This window comes from Arthrobacter sp. Leaf234, from assembly GCF_001422665.1.
Lineage (GTDB): Bacteria > Actinomycetota > Actinomycetes > Actinomycetales > Micrococcaceae > Arthrobacter_D.
The window spans coordinates 764,344-784,021 of sequence record NZ_LMLU01000001.1 but is presented as its reverse complement, the minus strand read 5'-3'; the positions used below and the strand labels follow the sequence as shown (position 1 = coordinate 784,021).

Genomic DNA, 19,678 nt, shown 5'->3' with positions numbered 1-19,678 from the left:
TCAGGCCTCCCTTACAGATTCGCGCTGTGAACCCTTGACCGGTTCGTGGAAGCGGGGGTCGACGGGCTTGATGAGCAGGTTGGCGATGAAGCCGATGATCAGCAGCCCCACCATGGTGAGCAGCGCCGGCTGGTAGGCGCCGGCGGTGAGCTCACCCGGCGTGCCCTGAGCATCGAGGAACGCGTTGACGATCAGCGGTCCGGCGATGCCCGCGGCGGACCATGCCGTCAGCAGGCGGCCGTGGATGGCGCCGACCTGATAGGTGCCGAACAGGTCGCGGAGGTAGGCCGGGACCGTGGCGAACCCGCCGCCGTAGAAGGAGATGATGACGAAGGCGAGGGCCACGAAGAGGAGCGTGGTCGAGCTGCCCGCGAGCGCCAGCACCAGGTAGAGGACGGCGCCCACGCCGAGGTACACCATGTAGATGCGCTTGCGGCCGATGATGTCGGACGTCGACGACCACACGAAGCGGCCACCCATGTTGCCGATCGAGAGCAGGCCCACGAATCCGCCGGCGACGGCGACGGTGACCGCCGTCGTGCCGTCCGCCGCGCGGAAGAAGTCCTGGATCATCGGCGACGCCTGCTCGAGGATGCCGATACCGGCCGTCACGTTGCAGAACAGCACGATCCAGACGAGCCAGAACTGGCGCGTCTTGATGGCGTTGGCCGCGGAGACGTTGTCCGTGGTGACGAGTGGCTTGGACTTGAGCTGGGAGGGGTCGAAGCCGTCGGGCTTCCAGCCGTCCGCCGGCACCTTGATGGTGAAGGCTCCGAACATCATGTAGACGAGGTAGACGACGGCGAGGGTCAGGAAGAGCTTGCCGACGGCGTCACCGCTGGCGACCCAGCCCTCGGCACCGGAGTTCGGGTCGTACATGCGCAGCAGCTGAGTGGAGAGCGGGCTCGCGATGAGCGCGCCGCCGCCGAAGCCCATGATGGCCATGCCGGTGGCGAGTCCCGGCCGGTCGGGGAACCACTTGATCAGGGTGGAGACCGGTGAGATGTACCCGATGCCGAGGCCGATGCCCCCGATCACGCCGTAGCCGAGGTAGACGAGCCACAACTGGTTCGTGAAGATGCCGAGCGCTCCGACGAGGAAGCCGGAGGTCCAGAACAGCGCCGAGGTGAACATGGCCTTGCGGGGGCCGTTGCGGTCCACCCAGGTACCGAGGACGGCGGCGGACAGGCCGAGCATCACGATCGCGATCGAGAAGATGATGCCGATCTGCGTCAGGGTCGCGTCGAAGTGGTTGACCAGAGCGGTCTTGTAGACGCTCGTCGCATAGGCCTGGCCGATGCACAGGTGGACGGCGAGAGCCGCCGGTGGAATGAGCCATCGGTTGAATCCCGGTGGCGCGATGGTGTGGTCGCGGTCGAGCCAACTCATCGATAACCTCTCTGTCAGAATGAGTGGCCGCCCCCCGGCCATCGTTGATGAAGGCAATTATGCTGTGCGTCACACCGAACTGGCGAATGCGCGACGACCGGCGGTAGGTCTGGCGCGCCGAGCGGCGCCCTCCACCGAAAGATACCCAGCACCCTTAGCACTTCTCCTACACTGGCGCTCATGGCCATCACGGAACAGACCACCGACACCCGGCTCAAGCGCGGTATCTCGGGCCCCCTGCTGTACCTGTTCATCCTCGGCGACGTCCTCGGCGCCGGGGTGTACGCGCTGGTGGGGGTGATCTCCGCGGAAGTGGGCGGTGCCATCTGGATGCCCCTCATGGTGGCGCTCGCGCTCGCCCTGCTGACCGCCGGCTCCTATGCGGAACTGGTGACGAAGTATCCGAAGGCGGGCGGGGCCGCGGTCTTCGCCGAGCGTGCCTTCAGGAAGCCGTTCATCTCGTTCCTGGTGGGGTTCTGCATGCTGGCGGCCGGCGTGACCAGCGCGGCGGGCCTGGCGCAGGCCTTCGCCGGTGGGTACCTCACCACCTTCATCGACGTGCCCGCCGTTCCCGCGGCCCTCGTGTTCCTCGTCCTGCTGGCACTGCTGAACATGCGCGGCATCAAGGAATCGGTCCGCAGCAACGTCGTGATGACCGTGATCGAGGTCTCCGGGCTCGTCCTGGTCATCGTCGTGGTCGGCATCTTCCTCGCCGGAGGCAACGGCGACCTCTCGCGGGTCAACGACTTCCCGCCCGGAGTCAGCGCGGCGTCCGCCGTCCTCGCGGCGTCGCTGATCGCCTACTACTCCTTCGTGGGGTTCGAGGTGTCCGCGAACGTCGCCGAGGAGGTGCGGGACGTCAGCCGCGTCTATCCGAAGGCCATCTTCGGCGCCCTGCTCACGGCCGGTGTCGTCTATCTCCTGATCGGACTCGCCTCCTCGGCAGCACTCGCCCCGGAGGAGCTCGCCGGATCGAGTTCACCCCTGCTCGACGTCGTCGCCGCGACCGGCGCGGGCATCCCGACCTGGCTGTTCAGCCTCGTGGCCCTGATCGCCGTCGCGAACGGCGCGCTGCTGACCATGATCATGTCCAGCCGCCTCACGTACGGGATGGCGGAGCAGGGCCTCTTCCCCTCCGTCTTCAGCCGGGTCCTCCCCCGTCGCCGCACACCCTGGGTCGCCATCGTGGCCACGACCCTCGTCGCCATGGCCCTGAGCCTCACCGGCGGACTCGAGTCCCTCGCCTCGACCGTCGTCCTCCTGCTGCTCTTCGTCTTCCTCAGCACGAACATCGCCGTGATCGTGCTCCGGAAGGACCGGGTGGAGCACCAGCACTTCCGCATCCCGGCGATCTTCCCGTACCTGGCCATCGCGTCCTGCGTCCTGCTCCTCACGCAGCAGACCGGGGAGATCTGGCTCCGCACCGCCGTCCTCCTCGCGGTGGGCCTTGCCCTGTACGCGGTCCAGAAGCTCGTGCGCGGGCGCACCGGGGCCCGCACCGGATCGTAGGGCTGGCCGGGGCACGACGCCGTCCTGTCACCACGCGTGCGGTGCGGGCTTCCGGGTGCTCGGCAGGGCGTTGCTGAGGCGCCAGGCATGGATCCACTCCGGCAGCACGAGCTCCACCGGCGGCGCACCGAACGCCGCGATGATCTCCTCGTTCGGCACCGGTCCGGCCGGCGAGACGAGGCGCGTGGCGATGACGGCCCGCGCGTAGATCTCGCCGTCGGCCACCGCGCGCTGCTCGAAGTAGATGGCGCGCTCGTCCAGGCCGATGATCCTCGTCTCGATCGTGTACCGCTGGCCCAGCTGCAGCGACTTGCGGAAACTGATGGTCTCGCCCGCCGCGACAGGAGTCCAGCCGCGCCGGCGCATCCGGCGCCAGACCCCGCTGCGCACCATGAGGTCGAACCTCCCCAGATCGAACACGGAGAAGTACATGCCGTTGTTCATGTGCATCGCGATGTCGATGTCCGTGGGAAGGACCCGGAGCCCGATGGTGCCGGGCTGCCAGATCCCGAGGGGCGATCGCCGGCGGGACATCACCAGCAGCAGAAGCGTGCGGAGGATCAGGTGCATGCCGGTCATATTACTCGTCGGTAACATAGCCCTGCTCCGGCGGCGAGCCTAGACTCGGTTGATGACGCCCCCTTCTCCCCATGCCCTGTCCTTCGGCCGGTATCGGGAGCTGCTGGACCGCGAGTACCGCATGCTCGCCGACCTCGTCCACACCACCCTGGATCGGCCGGTCCCGGCATGCCCGGGCTGGACCGGCGAGGACCTCGCGAGGCATACCGCGATCGTCTTCCTGCACAAGGCCGAGACCATCCGGACGGGTGAACGGCCGAGTCACGGCTGGCCTCCGGTGAGCGTGGGCAGCCTCCCTCCGGCAGCCCTGCTCGCCCACTGCTACGACCGGCTCGTCGAACAGTTCGACGGACACGAGGCCGGCGATCGAGCCGAGACATGGGTAGCGGAGGACCAGACCGTGGGGTTCTGGATCCGGCGCCTGACGCACGAGACGGCCATCCACCGCTTCGACCTCGAGGAGGCCGCAGGAGCCGACACCACGCCCATGGACGTGGACCTGGCGATGGACGGGATCGACGAGGTACTCACCGTGATGCTGGGGCGTGGCCGTCCCGACCCGACGGCGTCCGGCTCGACGGTGCGGCTCGAGTCAGGCGGGCACTCCTGGGACGTGCACCTCGCCCCCGCGCGGGCCGTGGTGGATCGGGATGCCGCGGCCGACGGGCAGGAAGCGGTCAGGGCCGACGCCGAGGGGATGCTCCTGTGGCTGTGGGGCCGCACGGCAGGATCGGCACTGGAGGCGAAGCCGGCGGCAGGAGAGCTCCGGGCCCGGCTGGCTCGCGCCCTCTAAGTGGAATAAATCCTCCGGATAACTGTTCAAGCAGGTAGAGACATCGCCGATCCGAAGGACCAGTCATGACCGTCAGCACCCAGATCCAGCTCGCCTCCCGCCCCGTCGGCACTCCCGGCCCGGAGAACTTCTCGACCGCATCGGTCGAACTTCCCGACCTGGCTCCCGGGGAGGTGCGCGTCCGGAACGACTTCGTCTCCGTCGACCCCTATATGCGTGGCCGCATGAACGATGCGAAGTCCTACGTCCCGCCGTTCGGCCTCGGCGAGACGATGAGCGGCGGAGCCGTGGGACGTGTCGTCGAGTCGAGGTCCGACACCCTTCCGGTCGGGACCGGCGTGCTTCACGGGCTCGGCTGGCGGGATGTCGCCCAGGCTCCGGCCACGCAGTTCTCGCCGCTGCCCGAGACCGGCCTGCCCCTCTCCGTGTTCCTGGGTGCGGCCGGCATGACGGGACTCACGGCCTACGCCGGACTCAAGCGCGTCGCAGGGCTGAGGGAAGGCGACGTCGTGTTCATCTCGGGTGCCGCAGGCGCCGTCGGATCCATCGCCGGGCAGGTGGCCCGCAAGCTCGGCGCCTCCCGCGTCATCGGCTCGGCGGGGTCGGCGGAGAAGGTCGCGCTGCTCACGGACAGGTACGGCTACGACGACGCCTTCAACTACAAGGACGCCCCGGTGCGGGAGCAGCTGCTCCCGCTCACGCCCGACGGCATCGACGTCTACTTCGACAACGTCGGCGGGGACCACCTCGAGGCGGCACTCGATCGCCTCACGACCGGCGGCCGCGCGGCCCTGTGCGGCGCCATCTCCCAGTACAACAGCACCGAGCGCTCGCCGGGGCCGGACAACATGGCCAACCTCGTGACGCGCTCACTGAAGCTCGAGGGCTTCATCGTCGGCCGGCACCAGGACCTGCAGCCGGAGTTCGCGGAGAAGATGACGGGCTGGCTGGCGGACGGCAGTGTGGTCTTCGACGAGACGGTGGTGGACGGCATCGAGAACGCCGCCGAGGCGTTCCTCGCCATGATGAGCGGCGCCAACACGGGAAAGATGCTCGTCCGCGTCTGAGCCACGATCCCGCAGCGGGCCCGCCATCGCGAGCCTTCCGGCACGTGCACGAGCTCCCGTCGGAGGACGGCTCGACGACCATGGTCGACAGGATCGCCCCGTCTCGGCGCCCTTCGGCGCCGTCGGGCCGGTGGCGGAGCGATGACTGCTCCGGCCGCACCTGCGCAGCCTCCTCCGGAAACGCAACCTGTACGTGGTCCCCGCGTCGTCCTGCCTGCCCTAGTCCTCGCCACGGGAGCGCAGCGACGCTTCGAGCCGCCGGCGCTGATCGGCCGGAAGGAGCAGCCTGTACTGGGGGAACTCCACGAGGAACTCGCGCACTCGGGGGCAATAGGGCACGACGGCGATGCGTCGCCGGTGAGCGCTCAGGAACACCTGCCGGATGAGTGCGGGCTCCACGTCCACGGCGTCGAAACGCGGATCGACGACGGCCTGGATGAGCACCGCGTGCGACCCCTTCATTTCGTACTTCACGTGACCCACCATGGTGCCGTCGCTGAAGAGCTCGAAGCGGGAGAACAGGGAGTTGTCGCGGAACCCGCTGCGGGTGCGCGCGGGCTCTGCGCGTGACTCGGCCTGGACCTCTCGCCGCTCGATCTCCTCGACCAGCACCTCGTACTGGTGCAGGGCGTCCATCGGAGGGAAGTCCCGGTCCAGGAGGCGGTACGTCTGGTTGCAGAGAACCCGCAGCTGGCGGGTCGACACGACGGTCAGGTCGTCCGGGAAGTCCGCGTCATCGGCCCGGGCGGGCGGGACGGTCGTGATCGCCGGTGCCGCACCCCACCCGAACTGATCCTGCTCGGTTGGCTGCATCGACTGCGGACGGTATTCGACGAACGGGGAAGTTTCCATGGTCAGCTCCACGATGGTGGTTCGATGGCCCGCTGCTAGGCCCTGCTGAGACTATAGGCCGATTCTTTCCCGATGTGAAATTAAGTACCCTTACTACTTTCGACCGCGCCGCCGGGGCCGGCCGGTCGCCCTTGAACCAATCTTGAGGTCTCACAGGGGAGGGCTTGAAGCGCGGGGCGCTACGGTGACCGGAGCAGACGGGTCCCGCCGCACCCGTGCAGTCATGGCCGAAGGAGCCCCCCGTGCAGTTCGAGACCGCCCACTCGGCCATGACGACGTCACTGCTGACGCTGGACGAGGTCCACCGGCACTACGTGAACTCCGGTGGCTCCTTCGACCGCATCGAGATCGACGCCTACCTCCACGGCCTCGCCCCGCTGCCCCGCGAGGAGCGGGACTGTCTTGCGCAGGCCGTCAACGAACTGCTCGACGACCTGACCGCGGCAGGCCTCGCCGTCCGATCCCCGGGCGCGACCTACAGCGAGACGTGCAGTACCCGCCGGGTGTCGCCGGTCCTCGGGTCGGGTGTCGCCACGCGGAGGATGATCGCCTGATCCCCGGTCCCGGTCCCGGTCGAGGATCCCGGGGCGCAGCGCAAGGGGTGGGGTGCGTCCGGTCACGGCAGACCCTCACAACGAACCCATGAACGCTTCCGTCGCCTCGATGATGTCCGACTGCACGGTGTCCCTCCCGGCCGTCGCGGCGCCGTCGCCGGGTTGCTGCCCGTAGTCGCCGAAGAAGGCGTGGACACCCCCGGGAACCTCGGTGAAGCGGGCGCCGGCGGGCAGCAGTTCCCGCGACGCGGTGATGTCGGCACGCGTGGTCAGGCCGTCCTCGGACCCGCTGACGGACAGCACCTCGAGGCCGCTCCCCGAGAGATCGTCGAGGGGGTAGGAGGCCCACAGCAGCAGGCCACTGACATCCGCGTCGCCGGCTGCGAAGATCGAGGCCGAGACGCCTCCGAGCGAGTGTCCACCCACGGCCCAGGTCACCACCTCGGGGTGCGCCTCCATCACCGGACCCGCCTGTGCGGAATCGACCAGCGAGATACCGAGTGGTTCCTTGAGCACGACGACGAGCGTCCCCTCCCTCGCCACCTCCGCGAGCAGCGGGACGTAGGCGAGGGCCTCGACCCGTGCCCCCGGGTAGAACACCAGACCACGCGTCACGACCTCCGGTGCGTCCCCGGTCGGCACGAGGGTGATCGACGTCGCGTCCTCCACGAGGCCCACGTCCACCAGCGCCACCCCTTCCCCGAGCCGTCCGGCATCATCGCGGAACGGGAACGGTGCGAGCCATGCCAGGGCCGCCATCACGCCGATCACCAGGAGGGCCGCGAGGCCCTGGAGAACCGCCCTGCGCCGACCGACCCGCACGTCCCGCCGCCGGGACCGGAGCAGCAGCGCCGCGACGAGGAGTCCCGAGAGCAGGGCGACGGCCAGGAGTGACGGCAGGAGCGGATGCGACCGCGGGACGGCAGGATTCGTGGCGATGAGCCACGCCGGGGTCAGGATCAGGGCGACGGCGGTGCAGACGGCGGGGATGCGCGAGGGCATGGGGCCCCTTTCCGGCGCTGCGCGCCATCGATGCACCCATGATATCTCCATCATGGAGATACTGCCGCGGCACGGTTGACGGCGTGCTCGCCCCCGGGACAGGGTTGACCTGCCCCCCACCCCCGATCAGGAGATCCCATGGCACTCGCTCCCACCGTCCAGCTGCGCAGCGGCGCACGCCTGCCCCTCCTCGGCCTCGGCACGTGGCCCCTGAACGACGACGAGGCGGCCACGACCGTCGAGCGGGCGATCAGCGCGGGATACCGGCTGATCGACACCGCCGAGAACTATCGCAACGAGAAGGGCGTGGGTGAGGGTGTCCGCCGCTCGGGGGTCCCCCGCGAGGAGCTGTTCATCACGACGAAATTCAACCGCGAGCACCACAGCGTCGACGGCGTCCGTCGGGCCTTCGAGACGAGCGCGGACCTGCTCGGCGTCGATTACGTGGACCTCCTGCTCGTGCACTGGCCGAACCCTGGGCAGGGCCGCCACGTCGAGGCCGTCCAGGGCATCGCCGCACTCATGGACGAGGGCCTGGTCCGGGCGATCGGCACCTCCAACTACAAGCCGTCACACCTGCAGGACGTCATCGATGCCGGGATCGTGCCCGACGTCAACCAGATCCAGCTCGACCCGCAGCGTCCGCGGATCGTGGACCGCGCCTTCCACGACGAGCACGGCATCGTGACGGAGTCCTGGAGCCCGCTCGGGCAGGGCAGCGGACTGCTCGACGAGCCGGCGGTCCGGGCCATCGCGGAGGCCCATGGAATGACTCCCGCCCAGGTGGTGCTGCGCTGGCACGTGCAGCAGGGCCTCGTCGCCATCCCGAAGTCCTCGCATCCCGAGCGCCTCGCGCAGAACCTCGACGTCTTCGACGTCGAGCTCTCGGGCGAGGAAGTGGCGAGCCTCTACCTCCTGGAGAGCCAGGAGGCGGAGATCGTCGATTCGGACGAGTTCGGCCACTGATCGGCGTCACCGGCCACGGTGGACGGCACGGAGCACGGCGACCCTCTCGGACGGGAACCAGTCCACCTGCATCCTCGGGAGCCCCGACCGCGAGGATGCCCGAGGCACACGGGCGTCACGGCGGCCCGCCACCTCGGCATATCCTTGTCGAGGTGCTTCCCTGCCCGGCAGCCCGAGCGCCCTGACCGGCGCACCGCGGCCGACGCCGGGCCCGACCGGAACCCACGGACCGATGCCGGGAGGATGGTGGGCGCGTGCTCGAGATCGCCGTGATCCTTGTCGCCGGTTTCTGGGCGGGCATGATCAACGTCGTGGTCGGTTCGGGCACCCTGGTGACCTTCCCCACCCTCCTGCTCTTCGGCTACCCGCCGATCGTCGCGAACATCTCGAACAACATCGGGCTCGTGGGGGGAGGCCTGTCGGGGTCCTGGGGGTACCGACGCGAGATCAGCGCCAACAGGGGGTTGCTCCTGCGGTTGCTCCCGCTGTCCGTGCTGGGCGGACTGGGCGGCGCCCTCCTGTTGCTGGTCCTTCCGCCCGAGGCCTTCCAGGCGATCGTCCCGATCCTCATCATCGCCGGACTCGCCATGGTCGCCCTGGCACCACGCGTGCAGCGGGCCGCGGCGGCGAAGGCCGGCGAGGCCGCGCCGGACACCCGCCCCTCCCGGCGTCGTTCGCTGCTCCTGCTCGCCGGCATCGCCGTCCTGGGCGTCTACGGCGGCTACTTCGGAGCGGCGCAGGGCATCCTGATCGTCGGCCTGATGAGCATGGTGACCATCGAGAGCCTGCAGCGCATCAACGCGATCAAGAACGTGCTCACGACGGCGGTCAACGCGGTCGCCGCCATCACCTTCATGCTGTTCGCCTGGGATTCGATCGACTGGGCCGTCGTCCTCATCATCGCCGTCGGCGCCACGCTCGGCGGCCTCCTCGGAGCGAGGGTGGGACGGCGGCTCTCCCCGCTCGCCCTGCGCGCCACCATCCTCGTCATCGGCACTGCCGCCCTGATCCGGCTCGTCTTCTTCGGCTGACCGTTCTTCCGCCCCCCTCCCCCCAGGACCCCATGCAACGCTTCACCTGCGCCGTGTGCGCCTCCCCCCTGTTCTTCGAGAACTCCCGCTGCCTCGCCTGCGGCACGCAGCTCGGCTTCCACCGCGGCGAACGGAGCATCACCGCCCTCGACGACGACGGCCGATATGTCGATCGCGCGGGCCAGTCCCTCGTGCGGTGCGTCAACCTGACGCTGTCCGGCTGCACCTGGCTGGTGCGCGAGGAAGGGGACGAGTGCTTCAGCTGCACCCTCACGCGCACCCGCCCGGACGACCACGACACCACCGGGCTGGCGCAGTTCCTGGACGCGGAGCGGTCAAAGCGGCACCTCATCTACGAACTCGACACCCTCGGCCTGCCGATCGAGGACAGGATCAGCAACCCGGAGCGGGGACTGGCCTTCGACCTCCTCTCCAGTGTCGAGGAGAAGGTGGTGATCGGCCACCAGAACGGTCTCATCACCATCGACCTCGCAGAGACGGTCGATTCCCACCGGGAGAAGATGCGCGCGAAGCTGGACGAGCCGTACCGCACCATGCTCGGGCACTTCCGGCACGAGACCGGTCACTACGTCGAGGGGACCCTCGTATTCTCGGACCCCGAGATGACCGAGCGTGCGCGCGACATCTTCGGCGACGACCGCGACAGCTACCAGGATGCGTTGAAGCGGCACTACGACCAGGGCCCGCCGGAGGGCTGGGAGAAGAACCACATCTCGCAGTACGCGACCATGCACCCGTACGAGGACTTCGCCGAGACCTTCGCCCACTACCTGCACATCTGTGACACCGTCGATACAGCCCTGCAGTACGGCGTGGCGGGCGGACCCGGACCGGACACGACGGCCGATTTCGGCGAGGTGGTGCGCGAGACCTGGATCCCGCTGTCGGTGGCCCTCAACCAGGTGAACCGCAGCATGGGCGCGAACGATCTCTACCCGTTCGTGCTGCCGCCGGCGGTCATCGCCAAGCTCGAGTTCGTCCACCGGCTGCGTGCGGGCAGTGCCCCTGCGACGACGCGGACCTCCACCACAGGACCGTCAGCCGCACACTAGGCGCTACGGCCAGAGCAACTCGCGCCGCCAGCCCTCCCCGAAACGGGTGTAGAGCAGGCGGGTATGGCGGCGCTCCTGGTCGGCCTGCCAGAACTCGACGGCGTCAGGTGCCACCGTGAACACCGTCCAGGTGGTGGACGCGAGTCCTTCGGTCGCCTCGATGCGCTCCACCTGGCTCTCGACGGCGGCGTCCAGCCCTGCCCTGTCCTGCAGGGGCGAGCTCTGGCTGCCGGCCAGCACCAGCGCACGGGCCACCGGATGGCGGCGCTGGAAGTCCGCGTCGTTCTCCTCCGTGGTGCCCGTGGACACTCCGCCCCGGATCCGCACCTGGCGGCCTGCCGCGGGCCAGAAGAACGTGAGGGCAGCCTTCGGGGTGGCCGTGAGCTGGCGGCCCTTGGGGCTGTCCCTACTCGAGGCGACCTGGAATCCGTCCTCCGTCAGGTCCTTGAGGATCACCACGCGGGCGTCCGGCGCGCCGTCGGCGTCGACGGTGGCGAGATGGACCGCGTGGGGCGCTGCGACATCGTCCGCCACCGCCGTGCGCAGCCAGTCCAGGAAGAGGTCGAGCGGCGAGGCGGGCGCCGAGGCCGGGTCGAAGGGCGGCATCTCGTCGGGGAACACGGGAACGCCACGGACGATATCGCGGATGGGACCTGGATCGCTCATGCCGCCAGCCTAGACCCGGGCCGAGACGTTCCGGTGCCGCGCCGACGGCCGGTGGAGGGTGCCCTAGCAGGACGGGCGCCGGATGCACACACCGCGGCCGCAGTTCCCGCAGCCCGGTGCCCCTGCAGGGCAGGGCGCATAGAGTCAGGGGATGCCAGCCCATCAGGACCAGTACGTCGGCCCCCGCGACCTCACCCGATGGTCCACCCCCGTCGGCCGTCTCCTCGTGCGGTGCATCCGTCCCCTCGCATCCAGGCTGGGCCCGCACGCGGCGCTGCTCCTGCTCATCGCCGTCGGCGGCGGGATCGCGGCGCTGCTGACGGCGGCGTCGGCGGAGGTGTACGAGTCGGTCGTCGAGTCGGACGGCGTCGCGGCACTCGACGGGCCCGCCCTGGACCTCGCCGTCTCGCTCCGCCAGGACCGGCTCGACGCCTTCATCACGGGATACACCGACATCGGTGGCCCCGTCGGCATGCCGATCCTCGCCCTCGCCGTGATGGTGCTGCTCGCTGTCAGCCGCCGCTCATGGACTCCCGTGATCCTGATCCCGGCCGCCGCCTTCGGCTCGCTGCTGATGACCGTCGCGGGCAAGGACGCCATCGGGCGCCTCCGCCCGCCCATGGATCTCGCCGTCCCGCCCTACGAGTCCTCGCCCTCGTTCCCCAGCGGGCACTCGCTCAACGCGCTCGTGATCGCCGGGATCGTCGCCTACCTCCTCGTGCTCCGGCAGCACCGCAAGCGCACCCGGGCCCTGACCGTCACGCTCGCCGTCCTCTTCGCGGTCACCATGGGCCTCAGCCGCGTGTTCCTCGGCCACCACTGGCTGACGGACGTGCTCGTCGCGTGGACGCTCGGGATCGCCTGGCTCGCGGTCGTGATCACCGCCCACCGGCTCTTCCTGACCTTCCGGCTGCACCGTGCGGCACTCCGTGACGCCGCCTGAGACCGGTGCACGGTCAGGTCCCCCTGCGGGCCGGGCGACGGCGTCCGGGGCGGACGCCGTCGTACGGCCACTCCGGCGCGATGCCCGCCGGAACCGCGAGGTGGTCCTCCGCGCCGCCCGACGCATGTTCGCCGAGCACGGCACAGAGTGCAGCTTCGAGGACATCGCCCGGGAAGCCGGCGTCGGTGTCGGCACCGTGTACCGGCGCTTCCCGGACCGCCGCACGCTGATCGAGGCGCTCCTCGAGGAGCGCAGGGCGGACGTCGACCGCGCCGCGACGGAAGCCCTCGCCCTCGAGGACCCCTGGGCGGCGGTGCCGGCCTTCGTGGGTTCGGTGGCCCGCATGCAGATCGACGACCGGAGCCTGCGCGACCTGCTCGACGACCACGGATTCGTCTCCGCCGGAGTCGCACTGCTGCGCGAGCGGCTCTCCCCCACCGCGGACGAGCTCGCGCGTCGGATGCGGAACGACGGCGCGGCCCGCCCCGACCTGACCGGAGCGGATCTCCTGGTCCTGATCCGCATGCTCGGTTCCCTGACGCGCGAGCAGGCCGACGCGCCGACGCGGACCGGTGCGCCAGGGCCGATGGACGCCCCGGAGGAGCGCGAGGCGTCCGACAGCGGATCGAACGGCAGCCTGCCGACGGGCTTCGACCGTTACCTGGAGATCCTGCTCGACGGCCTGCGCCGCGCCGCGATCAACAGGTAAGGAGAACCGACGGATCATCGTCGATTCTCCTGACTTCCCCCGACGCACCGACCGCCCCATACTTGCTGGGTGCACGAAGCACCACCCACCTACGAACGGACGATGATGTCGGAGCATGCAGGCGCACGGGGATCGCAGTCGGTACTGCGGCGGAAACCCATCGACAACGTCGAGGACGAGACCGGCCGTACCGGCCTCTTCAAGAGCCTGGGGCTGTGGCAGCTGACGGCGATCGGCGTCGGCGGCATCATCGGCGTCGGGATCTTCACCCTCGCCGGACTCGTCGCCAACGGGGGCGAGGACGGCACCGCCGTCGGGCCGGCCGTCCTCATCTCCTTCCTGGTCGCCGGCCTGGCGAGCGCCGCCGCCGCGCTGTCCTACGCCGAGTTCGCCGGGATGATCCCCCGGGCGGGCTCCGCCTACACGTACGGCTACGTGGCCCTCGGTGAGATCATCGGCTGGTTCATCGGCTGGGACCTCCTCCTCGAGTACATCGCGATCGTGGCGGTCGTCGCGATCGGCATCTCCGGCTACTTCACGGAGTTCATGTCCGGCATCGGCATCACCGTCCCCACCTGGATGCAGGGCACGCCCGACACCATCGAGGGCGGTCTGATCAACCTCCCCGCGATCGCGGTCTGCCTGCTCATCACGTTCATCCTCAGTCGCGGCACCAAGACGTTCGGCCGGTTCGAGCTCGTCGCCGTGGGCCTGAAGATCCTCCTCATCCTCGGGATCGTGGGACTCGGGTTCTTCTACGTGGACGCCGAGAACTACTCCCCGTTCCTGCCCTCGGGCTTCGGCGCCGTGTTCACCGGCGCAGCCACCGTCTTCTTCGCCGTCTTCGGCTACGACGCCATGAGCACGGCTGCCGAGGAGGCGACCGACGGCAAGAAGCACATGCCCAAGGCCATCCTCCTGTCACTGCTGATCGCGATGGTGCTGTACGTCCTCGCGACCCTGGTGCTCACCGGCATGCAGAACTACGAGGACATCAGCCCCACGGCCGGGTTCGCCTCCGCCTTCCAATCCGTGGGCCTGCCCGTCGTCGCGACGATCATCTCCGCCTTCGCCGTGCTCTCGATCCTCACCGTCATGCTGACCTTCCTGCTCGGCGTCACCCGCGTCTGGTTCTCCATGAGCCGTGACGGCTTGCTGCCGGCCTGGTTCTCGACGACGGACCGCAACGGGACCCCGCAGCGCGTGACCTGGATCGCCGGCATCGCCTCGGCGCTGCTCGCCGGCGTCTTCCCCATCCGGGCCGTCGCGGACCTCACCAACATCGGCATCCTCGCCGCCTTCGTGGTCGTGTGCGTCGCCGTGATCGTTCTGCGCCGCACGCGGCCCGAGGTGCCCCGCACCTTCAAGCTGCCCCTCATGCCGATCGTCCCGGCGTTCGGTGTCCTGGCGTCGCTCTTCCTCATGCTCCAGCTGCACTGGGAGACGTGGGTGCGCTTCGGTGTCTGGCTGGTGATCGGCCTGGCCGTGTACTTCTTCTATGGCCGCCGCAACTCGCTGATGAATCCGGACAGCCCCCGCCACGCCCTCCTCCGGCGCGACTCCTAGGGTCCGGCCCGCCGTCGTCCCCGTCCGCCGCATGTCACGATGTGCGGCGGACGGGCCGATCCTCCTATCCTCGACGGGGACCTCCGCCCTGCGGCCGGTTCCTCCTCCACGCCCTACCCTGCGAAGGACCAGCACCCATGGACCTGTTCCGGACGAAGTCGATCGAGCAGTCGATCAAGGACTCCGATGAGAAGGGCCACGGCCTGAAACGCTCGCTGACCACCTGGGATCTGATGATCATGGGCGTGGCCGTCGCCGTGGGCGCCGGGATCTTCTCGGTCGGGGCACAGGCCGCAGCGTTTAACGCCGGCCCCGCCGTCACCATCTCCTTCGTCCTCGCAGCGATCACCTGTGCGCTGGCGATCATGTGCTACGCCGAGTTCGCGACGGCGCTGCCGGTCGCGGGAAGCGCCTACGTCTTCACGTACGCGACCATGGGCGAGCTGCTGGCCTGGATCATCGGCTGGAACCTCATCCTCGAACTGCTCATGGCAGCTGCCGTCATCGCGAAGTTCTGGGGCGTCTACCTCTCGGACCTCTTCAGCGTGCTGGACCTGGACATCCCCTCCGACATCAGCCTGCTGGGCCTGAATCTCACTTGGGGACCGCTGCTGATCGTCGCGATCTTCACCGCCGTGCTGATCTACGGGACCAAGCTCTCCGCCCGCGTCAACAGCGTCTTCACCGTCATCAAGATCGGTATCGTCCTGTTCGTGATCGTGGTCGGTTTCTTCTACGTGAGCCCCGAGAACTACACGCCCTTCGTTCCCGCGTCCGAGCCCGCCGCCGAGGGCGGCACGGGCTGGGCGGATCAGCCCTTCCTCTCCTTCCTCAGCGGCGCCTCGCCGGCGGCCTTCGGCTTCACCGGCATCATCTCCGGCGCGGCCCTGGTCTTCTTCGCCTTCATCGGGTTCGATGTCGTCGCCACCTCCGCGGAGGAGGTCAAGAACCCGAGCCGCACGCTCCCCCGCGGTATCTTCGCCGGTCTCGCCGTCGTCAGCGTCCTCTACATCCTCGTCACCCTCGTGGTCACGGGCATGGTGCCCTACACGGAGCTCGGCGCCTCCGGAGCGCCCTCGCTCGCCACCGCCTTCCAGCTCGTGGGAGCGGACTGGGCCGCGGGTGTCATCTCCCTCGGCAGCCTCATCGGCCTGACCACCGTGATCATGGTGCTGCTCATGGGCCTGGCCCGCGTCATCTTCGCCCTCAGTCGCGACGGGCTGCTGCCCCGGGGCCTCAGCCGGACGTCGGACAAGCACGCGACCCCCGCCCGGACGCAGATCCTGTGCGGCATCGTCGTCGCCCTCCTCGCCGGTTTCACGCAGGTGGAGGTGCTGGCCGAGATGATCAACATCGGCACCCTGTCCGCCTTCATCACGGTGAGCCTCGGCATCATCGTGCTGCGCCGGAAGCGTCCCGATCTGACCCCCGCCTTCCGGGTCCCCTTCGGTTCGGTCATCCCGATCGCCTCGGCCGCCCTGTGCCTGTACCTCATGTTCAACCTCGCCACCGTCACCTGGCTGTTCTTCGCCGCGTGGCTGGTCCTCGGCTTCGGTGTGTACTTCGCCTACGGGTACCGCCACTCCCGCCTCCGTGCGCGGGGGGCGGTCGACGCCTGACCCGGTTCCCGGCTGCGCGTGCGGAGCGGCGCTCCGCACGCGATGATGGTCTACCCAGGGCCCGCTGTTCCGCGTCCCGCCGTTCGATCAGGAGAAGCGCCATGTCCCACGTCCCCTATCCCGGTGAGCGCCCCCGGGCAGGACACCACGAGAATCCGTACGACGACGCCGGCCGCGGCGACCAGCGGCAGGGCACCGAGCCCTACCCGTCCGTCCCGCCCTACCAGCAGCCCTACCAGCCGTCGTTCGCCGCCGGCGGCTACCAGCCCGGCTACTACCAGCCGTCCCCCCAAGCGGTGGAGGGTGCGAGCGCCGCCCAGCTGTCCCTCATCCTCGGGATCGTGGGTTTCTTCATGGCCGGCTTCGTCCTCGGGCCGCTCGCCATCTGGCAGGCGTCCAAGGCCGAGCGCCTGGGAGTCCCCGCGACCGCCGGCAAGATCCTCGGCTGGATCGTGACCATCCTCAACGTGCTGGCCATCGTCGGTGTCATCGTGTTCTTCGTCGTCGTCCTCGCCGGAATCGGCGCATCGGCCGGCTACAGCACCTGATCCGTCGGAGGCGGACCTCCAGCCCGGCCCGGGCGGCTTCTCCGCGAGGTGACGGGTCCGGGTGCGGCGCCGGGTCCTCGGCGCGCAGTGGAGGCCGCCGGCCGGCAGCGTCGGCGGGAATGCCGGCCGCGCGCCGCAGGTTCTAGGCGGTGCAGGATCAGACGCACCAGGAGGCCAGGATGAGCACCACGACCCGGACGGCAGAGCAACGCTGGTCGGACTTCCGGACGGCCCGGGACGCCGCCCTCGCCGAGCCGCACGGCTGGCTGACGCTCACGTCCTTCCAGTGGCTGGCGGACTCACCCGGCGTCCTCGAGGGCGTACCCGGCGACTGGTCGGGTGCCACGACCCACGCCGCTGTCACCGCCGAGGGCGCGGACGGCCTGACGGACCTGACGAGCGGCCGGCTCGTCACCGGCACCATCATGGCGACGCTCGACGACGAGGAGTCCCTCAGCTGGGTGGCCTTCGGCGGCCCGGACGGGCGCCGCGTGGTCGTGGAGCTCGCACGCCGTGCCGGGCGCTACGCCGTCCGGACCCGGGACGTCGAGGCACCCGCCCTGGCGCACTTCACGGGCGTCCCCGTCTTCGGTTACCGGCCGGACCTCGTGGTCGAGGGGCGCTTCGAAGCGTTCGCTGCGCCCCGGGAGGAGACGATCCCGACGGCCCATCCGGACGTCCCCGGAACGCACCGCTCCGTCGGCGAGGTGGTGTTCCGGCTCCCCGGCGAGGACGGCGAGTTCCGACTCCGCGCCTCCCAGGAGGAGGCAGGGTCCCTCGCCATCACCTTTCACGACCGGACCAACGGCGTCTCCACGGCACCCTGGCGCAAGGTGGTCACGCGCCGGCCGCGCCCGGACGGGACGGTGGTGCTCGACTTCAACCGGACCATCAACTATCCGAGCGCTTTCACCCCCTTCGGCACGTGCCCGGCACCGGTCGGGGGCAACGTCCTCGCCGCGCCGGTCGAAGCCGGCGAGAAGTGCCCGGACGACCGACCGCACGACTGACCGGCCGACCGACCGGACGACTGACCGGACGACTGCTCACAGGGTGCGGCGGATCAGTCCCGGGTCTCGGGGTAGATGCTCCTGGTCTCGGTGCGGCGGTTGCGGTTCGTCACCCAGTCCGAGGGGTAGATCTTCGGCAGCACGTTCGCCAGCGCCAGCGAGGCGTAGATGACCGTGTTGATCGCCACGAACGCGGCGAGGACGGCGAAGAGGCCGGAGTGCAGCACGGTCTCCGGGAGGAGGATGCCGGTGGGGACGATCGGACCTACTGAGGTACTGAACATGGCCTAGGCCTCCTGGGATTCGAGTGCGGGCGCCGGGGCGGCGTGGGTGAGGTGCGTCCAGCTGGCCTTGCGGCCGAAGGAGAGGTCGACGACCCCCTTGACGTAGACGAGGTTGAGGAACATGTCGAAGAACAGCTCGGGGAAGAGTGTGGCCGCCAGCAGCCGCGCCTTCCAGCCGCCCTTCCACACCGTGATGATCCGTTCGAGGGTGAACAGCAGGCCGAGGCCCAGCCAGAAGGGGAACCAGATCCAGGTCTCGAGGGACACGACGGTGATGAGGATGAGGGCCAGGTAGGCGGTGAGCGCGATCACGCCGTACCCGATGCCGAGCTGCTGGGCCCAGTAGCGCATGGTCGGGGCCGTCACCCCGTAGGCGCCGATGTTCTCGAGCGCCCCCCGCTGCCAGCGCAGCCGCTGGTTCCACAGGGTGCGCCAGGAGGGCATCAGTTCGGTGACGACCGTGCAGTCCTGCGGGGAGATCATGAGGCCACCGAGTGACTTGATGGCGATGGTGAGCTCGTTGTCCTCGGTCAGTGCGGCGGTGTCGTACACATCCCCGGGCGTGCCCGGGAGGGTCCTGCCCCGGCTCGCGGCGATGGTGCGGAGCGCCAACGGGCGGAACAGCGACGCCGTCCCCGTCAGCACGAACACGCGCCCGCGGCGACGGCGCATCTGGCGCGAGTAGCGGATGTACTCGTTGCGCTGGAACTGGCCGATCAACCCGTGGCCGTCCTCACCGTAGAAGAGCCCGCCGACCGCCATGAGCGCGCGATCGTCGACGAAGCGCACCAGGGCGTTGGCGAGGAAGCCGTCGTCGAGCTGCGTGTCGGCGTCCATGATCATGACGACGTCGTTGTCCCCCTGCTGCGGCAGGACCGTCTTCAGCGCCTGGTTGAGGGCGCCGGCCTTCTTGTGCGAGTTGTCGACGGATTCGATCACCTCGACGCCGGCCTCGCGGGCCAGGCGCACGGTCGCGTCCGTGCAGTTGTCGGCGACGACGATGATGCGCTCCGGACGGTGCGACTGGCTCTTGAGCGAGGCGATGGTCTGTGGGAGCGAGGCCTCCTCGTTGTGTGCGGGGATGAGCACCGTCACCGTCACCTCGCCGGAGAAGGCACCACGGTTGGCCGACATGACGACCTTGGGCGCGAGGGGCTGGTGTCCCGGGTTCATGGAGCGGCGCGCCTTCGTCGCGATGCGCCGTTCCACCAGGGCCAGGCCGGCTCCCGCGAGGAGGGCGAGGGCGATCGCGGAGAGGATGACGTTCATCTCGGGGGCGTCCGAGTTGTAGAGGACGCTCCAGATGCCCACCACGGCGTCGTGCGACTCGGAGATGGAGGTGTCCGGTCCGTTCGCGGCGACGGCCAGCCACAGCAGCGCCGCGGCCAGGGTGACGAGCCCGACGATCACGAGGCCGACGATGCGGTCGAGCCTGCCCTTCGTCGCATAGGGCGCCGGCTGCGCGTCGTCCGGCTCGGGCTCCGCGTTGTTCCGGGGTGCACTGCGCGTCATGGTCAT

Annotated in this window: 20 protein-coding genes; 13 read left to right on the top strand and 7 right to left on the bottom strand. The window is 69.4% G+C overall.

The window, feature by feature from the left end:
• Nucleotides 1–1,389, bottom strand: a complete 1,389-nt coding sequence (locus ASF21_RS03650) for an OFA family MFS transporter (RefSeq protein WP_055766896.1) — start codon at nt 1,387–1,389, stop codon at nt 1–3.
• 180 nt (nt 1,390–1,569) lie between these two features.
• On the opposite strand from ASF21_RS03650, the gene ASF21_RS03645 reads away from it, so the two are divergent.
• Nucleotides 1,570–2,898, top strand: coding sequence for an APC family permease (locus tag ASF21_RS03645; RefSeq protein WP_055766893.1), 1,329 nt, complete (start codon nt 1,570–1,572; stop codon nt 2,896–2,898).
• A 27-nt stretch (nt 2,899–2,925) separates the two neighbouring features.
• On the opposite strand, the gene ASF21_RS03640 is transcribed toward ASF21_RS03645, so the two are convergent.
• Nucleotides 2,926–3,468, bottom strand: a complete 543-nt coding sequence (locus ASF21_RS03640) for an acyl-CoA thioesterase (RefSeq protein ID WP_055769072.1) — start codon at nt 3,466–3,468, stop codon at nt 2,926–2,928.
• 61 nt (nt 3,469–3,529) lie between these two features.
• Here ASF21_RS03640 and ASF21_RS03635 point away from each other — a divergent pair, with 61 nt between their 5' ends.
• Nucleotides 3,530–4,270, top strand: coding sequence for a maleylpyruvate isomerase family mycothiol-dependent enzyme (locus ASF21_RS03635; RefSeq protein WP_055766890.1), 741 nt, complete (start codon nt 3,530–3,532; stop codon nt 4,268–4,270).
• A 65-nt stretch (nt 4,271–4,335) separates the two neighbouring features.
• On the top strand, nt 4,336–5,337 hold the full coding sequence (locus ASF21_RS03630) for an NADP-dependent oxidoreductase (RefSeq protein WP_055766886.1): 1,002 nt from the start codon (nt 4,336–4,338) through the stop codon (nt 5,335–5,337).
• A gap of 219 nt (nt 5,338–5,556) precedes the next feature.
• On the opposite strand, the gene ASF21_RS03625 is transcribed toward ASF21_RS03630, so the two are convergent.
• On the bottom strand, nt 5,557–6,189 hold the full coding sequence (locus tag ASF21_RS03625) for a GNAT family N-acetyltransferase (RefSeq protein WP_157365723.1): 633 nt from the start codon (nt 6,187–6,189) through the stop codon (nt 5,557–5,559).
• Nucleotides 6,190–6,431: 242 nt separating this feature from the next.
• Between ASF21_RS03625 and ASF21_RS03620 the strand changes: the two genes are divergently transcribed.
• Nucleotides 6,432–6,743, top strand: coding sequence for a hypothetical protein (locus ASF21_RS03620; protein WP_055766880.1), 312 nt, complete (start codon nt 6,432–6,434; stop codon nt 6,741–6,743).
• A gap of 75 nt (nt 6,744–6,818) precedes the next feature.
• Here the strand turns inward: ASF21_RS03620 and ASF21_RS03615 are convergent, their stop codons facing one another.
• Entirely contained in the window at nt 6,819–7,745 is a 927-nt protein-coding gene (locus ASF21_RS03615; RefSeq protein ID WP_082471203.1) for an alpha/beta hydrolase, read from the bottom strand.
• Nucleotides 7,746–7,883: 138 nt separating this feature from the next.
• Here ASF21_RS03615 and ASF21_RS03610 point away from each other — a divergent pair, with 138 nt between their 5' ends.
• The 3 genes from ASF21_RS03610 to ASF21_RS03600 all read left to right on the top strand — a co-directional run bounded on the left by ASF21_RS03610 (nt 7,884) and on the right by ASF21_RS03600 (nt 10,815).
• Entirely contained in the window at nt 7,884–8,711 is an 828-nt protein-coding gene (locus tag ASF21_RS03610; RefSeq protein ID WP_055766879.1) for an aldo/keto reductase, read from the top strand.
• 254 nt (nt 8,712–8,965) lie between these two features.
• Entirely contained in the window at nt 8,966–9,742 is a 777-nt protein-coding gene (locus ASF21_RS03605; RefSeq protein WP_235498639.1) for a sulfite exporter TauE/SafE family protein, read from the top strand.
• A gap of 32 nt (nt 9,743–9,774) precedes the next feature.
• A complete protein-coding gene (locus ASF21_RS03600) occupies nt 9,775–10,815 on the top strand; it encodes a putative zinc-binding metallopeptidase (RefSeq protein WP_055766876.1) in 1,041 nt (346 codons plus the stop codon).
• Nucleotides 10,816–10,818: 3 nt separating this feature from the next.
• On the opposite strand, the gene ASF21_RS03595 is transcribed toward ASF21_RS03600, so the two are convergent.
• Nucleotides 10,819–11,481 carry a pyridoxal 5'-phosphate synthase gene (locus tag ASF21_RS03595; RefSeq protein WP_055766873.1) on the bottom strand — a complete coding sequence of 221 codons (663 nt, stop codon included), beginning with the start codon at nt 11,479–11,481 and terminating at the stop codon, nt 10,819–10,821.
• A 151-nt stretch (nt 11,482–11,632) separates the two neighbouring features.
• Here ASF21_RS03595 and ASF21_RS03590 point away from each other — a divergent pair, with 151 nt between their 5' ends.
• From ASF21_RS03590 to ASF21_RS03565, 6 genes are all read left to right on the top strand, one after another.
• Nucleotides 11,633–12,424 (top strand): phosphatase PAP2 family protein, encoded by a 792-nt coding sequence (locus ASF21_RS03590; protein ID WP_055766870.1) that lies wholly within the window; start codon nt 11,633–11,635, stop codon nt 12,422–12,424.
• Nucleotides 12,411–13,133 (top strand): TetR/AcrR family transcriptional regulator, encoded by a 723-nt coding sequence (locus tag ASF21_RS03585; protein ID WP_157365722.1) that lies wholly within the window; start codon nt 12,411–12,413, stop codon nt 13,131–13,133. The genes ASF21_RS03590 and ASF21_RS03585 overlap by 14 nt, the downstream gene beginning before the upstream one ends.
• A gap of 105 nt (nt 13,134–13,238) precedes the next feature.
• The gene (locus ASF21_RS03580; protein WP_055769065.1) at nt 13,239–14,699 is read left to right on the top strand and encodes an amino acid permease; all 1,461 of its coding nucleotides are present in this window, start codon (nt 13,239–13,241) and stop codon (nt 14,697–14,699) included.
• 137 nt (nt 14,700–14,836) lie between these two features.
• A complete protein-coding gene (locus ASF21_RS03575; protein ID WP_055766863.1) occupies nt 14,837–16,318 on the top strand; it encodes an APC family permease in 1,482 nt (493 codons plus the stop codon).
• 101 nt (nt 16,319–16,419) lie between these two features.
• On the top strand, nt 16,420–16,866 hold the full coding sequence (locus ASF21_RS03570) for a DUF4190 domain-containing protein (protein WP_055766860.1): 447 nt from the start codon (nt 16,420–16,422) through the stop codon (nt 16,864–16,866).
• Nucleotides 16,867–17,045: 179 nt separating this feature from the next.
• A complete protein-coding gene (locus ASF21_RS03565) occupies nt 17,046–17,876 on the top strand; it encodes a DUF1684 domain-containing protein (protein ID WP_055766858.1) in 831 nt (276 codons plus the stop codon).
• Between the two features lie 53 nt (nt 17,877–17,929).
• Here ASF21_RS03565 and ASF21_RS03560 read toward each other — a convergent pair whose 3' ends face one another.
• Together ASF21_RS03560 and ASF21_RS03555 are read right to left on the bottom strand one after the other, a co-directional pair.
• Nucleotides 17,930–18,160: a hypothetical protein gene (locus ASF21_RS03560; RefSeq protein WP_152813129.1), complete on the bottom strand. Its 231-nt coding sequence runs from the start codon at nt 18,158–18,160 to the stop codon at nt 17,930–17,932.
• A gap of 3 nt (nt 18,161–18,163) precedes the next feature.
• The gene (locus ASF21_RS03555) at nt 18,164–19,678 is read right to left on the bottom strand and encodes a glycosyltransferase (RefSeq protein ID WP_235498638.1); all 1,515 of its coding nucleotides are present in this window, start codon (nt 19,676–19,678) and stop codon (nt 18,164–18,166) included.

What these genes read in the sequence shown, in the direction of transcription:
- ASF21_RS03600 (WP_055766876.1), top strand. Translation starts at nt 9,775, where the DNA reads ATGCAACGCTTCACCTGCGCCGTGTGCGCCTCCCCCCTGTTCTTCGAG.
- ASF21_RS03575 (WP_055766863.1), top strand. Translation starts at nt 14,837, where the DNA reads ATGGACCTGTTCCGGACGAAGTCGATCGAGCAGTCGATCAAGGACTCC.
- ASF21_RS03650 (WP_055766896.1), bottom strand. Translation starts at nt 1,389, where the DNA reads ATGAGTTGGCTCGACCGCGACCACACCATCGCGCCACCGGGATTCAAC.
- ASF21_RS03570 (WP_055766860.1), top strand. Translation starts at nt 16,420, where the DNA reads ATGTCCCACGTCCCCTATCCCGGTGAGCGCCCCCGGGCAGGACACCAC.
- ASF21_RS03555 (WP_235498638.1), bottom strand. Translation starts at nt 19,678, where the DNA reads ATGACCATGACGCGCAGTGCACCCCGGAACAACGCGGAGCCCGAGCCG.
- ASF21_RS03610 (WP_055766879.1), top strand. Translation starts at nt 7,884, where the DNA reads ATGGCACTCGCTCCCACCGTCCAGCTGCGCAGCGGCGCACGCCTGCCC.
- ASF21_RS03635 (WP_055766890.1), top strand. Translation starts at nt 3,530, where the DNA reads ATGACGCCCCCTTCTCCCCATGCCCTGTCCTTCGGCCGGTATCGGGAG.
- ASF21_RS03640 (WP_055769072.1), bottom strand. Translation starts at nt 3,468, where the DNA reads ATGCACCTGATCCTCCGCACGCTTCTGCTGCTGGTGATGTCCCGCCGG.
- ASF21_RS03645 (WP_055766893.1), top strand. Translation starts at nt 1,570, where the DNA reads ATGGCCATCACGGAACAGACCACCGACACCCGGCTCAAGCGCGGTATC.
- ASF21_RS03560 (WP_152813129.1), bottom strand. Translation starts at nt 18,160, where the DNA reads ATGTTCAGTACCTCAGTAGGTCCGATCGTCCCCACCGGCATCCTCCTC.
- ASF21_RS03590 (WP_055766870.1), top strand. Translation starts at nt 11,633, where the DNA reads ATGCCAGCCCATCAGGACCAGTACGTCGGCCCCCGCGACCTCACCCGA.
- ASF21_RS03625 (WP_157365723.1), bottom strand. Translation starts at nt 6,189, where the DNA reads ATGGAAACTTCCCCGTTCGTCGAATACCGTCCGCAGTCGATGCAGCCA.
- ASF21_RS03580 (WP_055769065.1), top strand. Translation starts at nt 13,239, where the DNA reads ATGTCGGAGCATGCAGGCGCACGGGGATCGCAGTCGGTACTGCGGCGG.
- ASF21_RS03615 (WP_082471203.1), bottom strand. Translation starts at nt 7,745, where the DNA reads ATGCCCTCGCGCATCCCCGCCGTCTGCACCGCCGTCGCCCTGATCCTG.
- ASF21_RS03630 (WP_055766886.1), top strand. Translation starts at nt 4,336, where the DNA reads ATGACCGTCAGCACCCAGATCCAGCTCGCCTCCCGCCCCGTCGGCACT.
- ASF21_RS03595 (WP_055766873.1), bottom strand. Translation starts at nt 11,481, where the DNA reads ATGAGCGATCCAGGTCCCATCCGCGATATCGTCCGTGGCGTTCCCGTG.
- ASF21_RS03565 (WP_055766858.1), top strand. Translation starts at nt 17,046, where the DNA reads ATGAGCACCACGACCCGGACGGCAGAGCAACGCTGGTCGGACTTCCGG.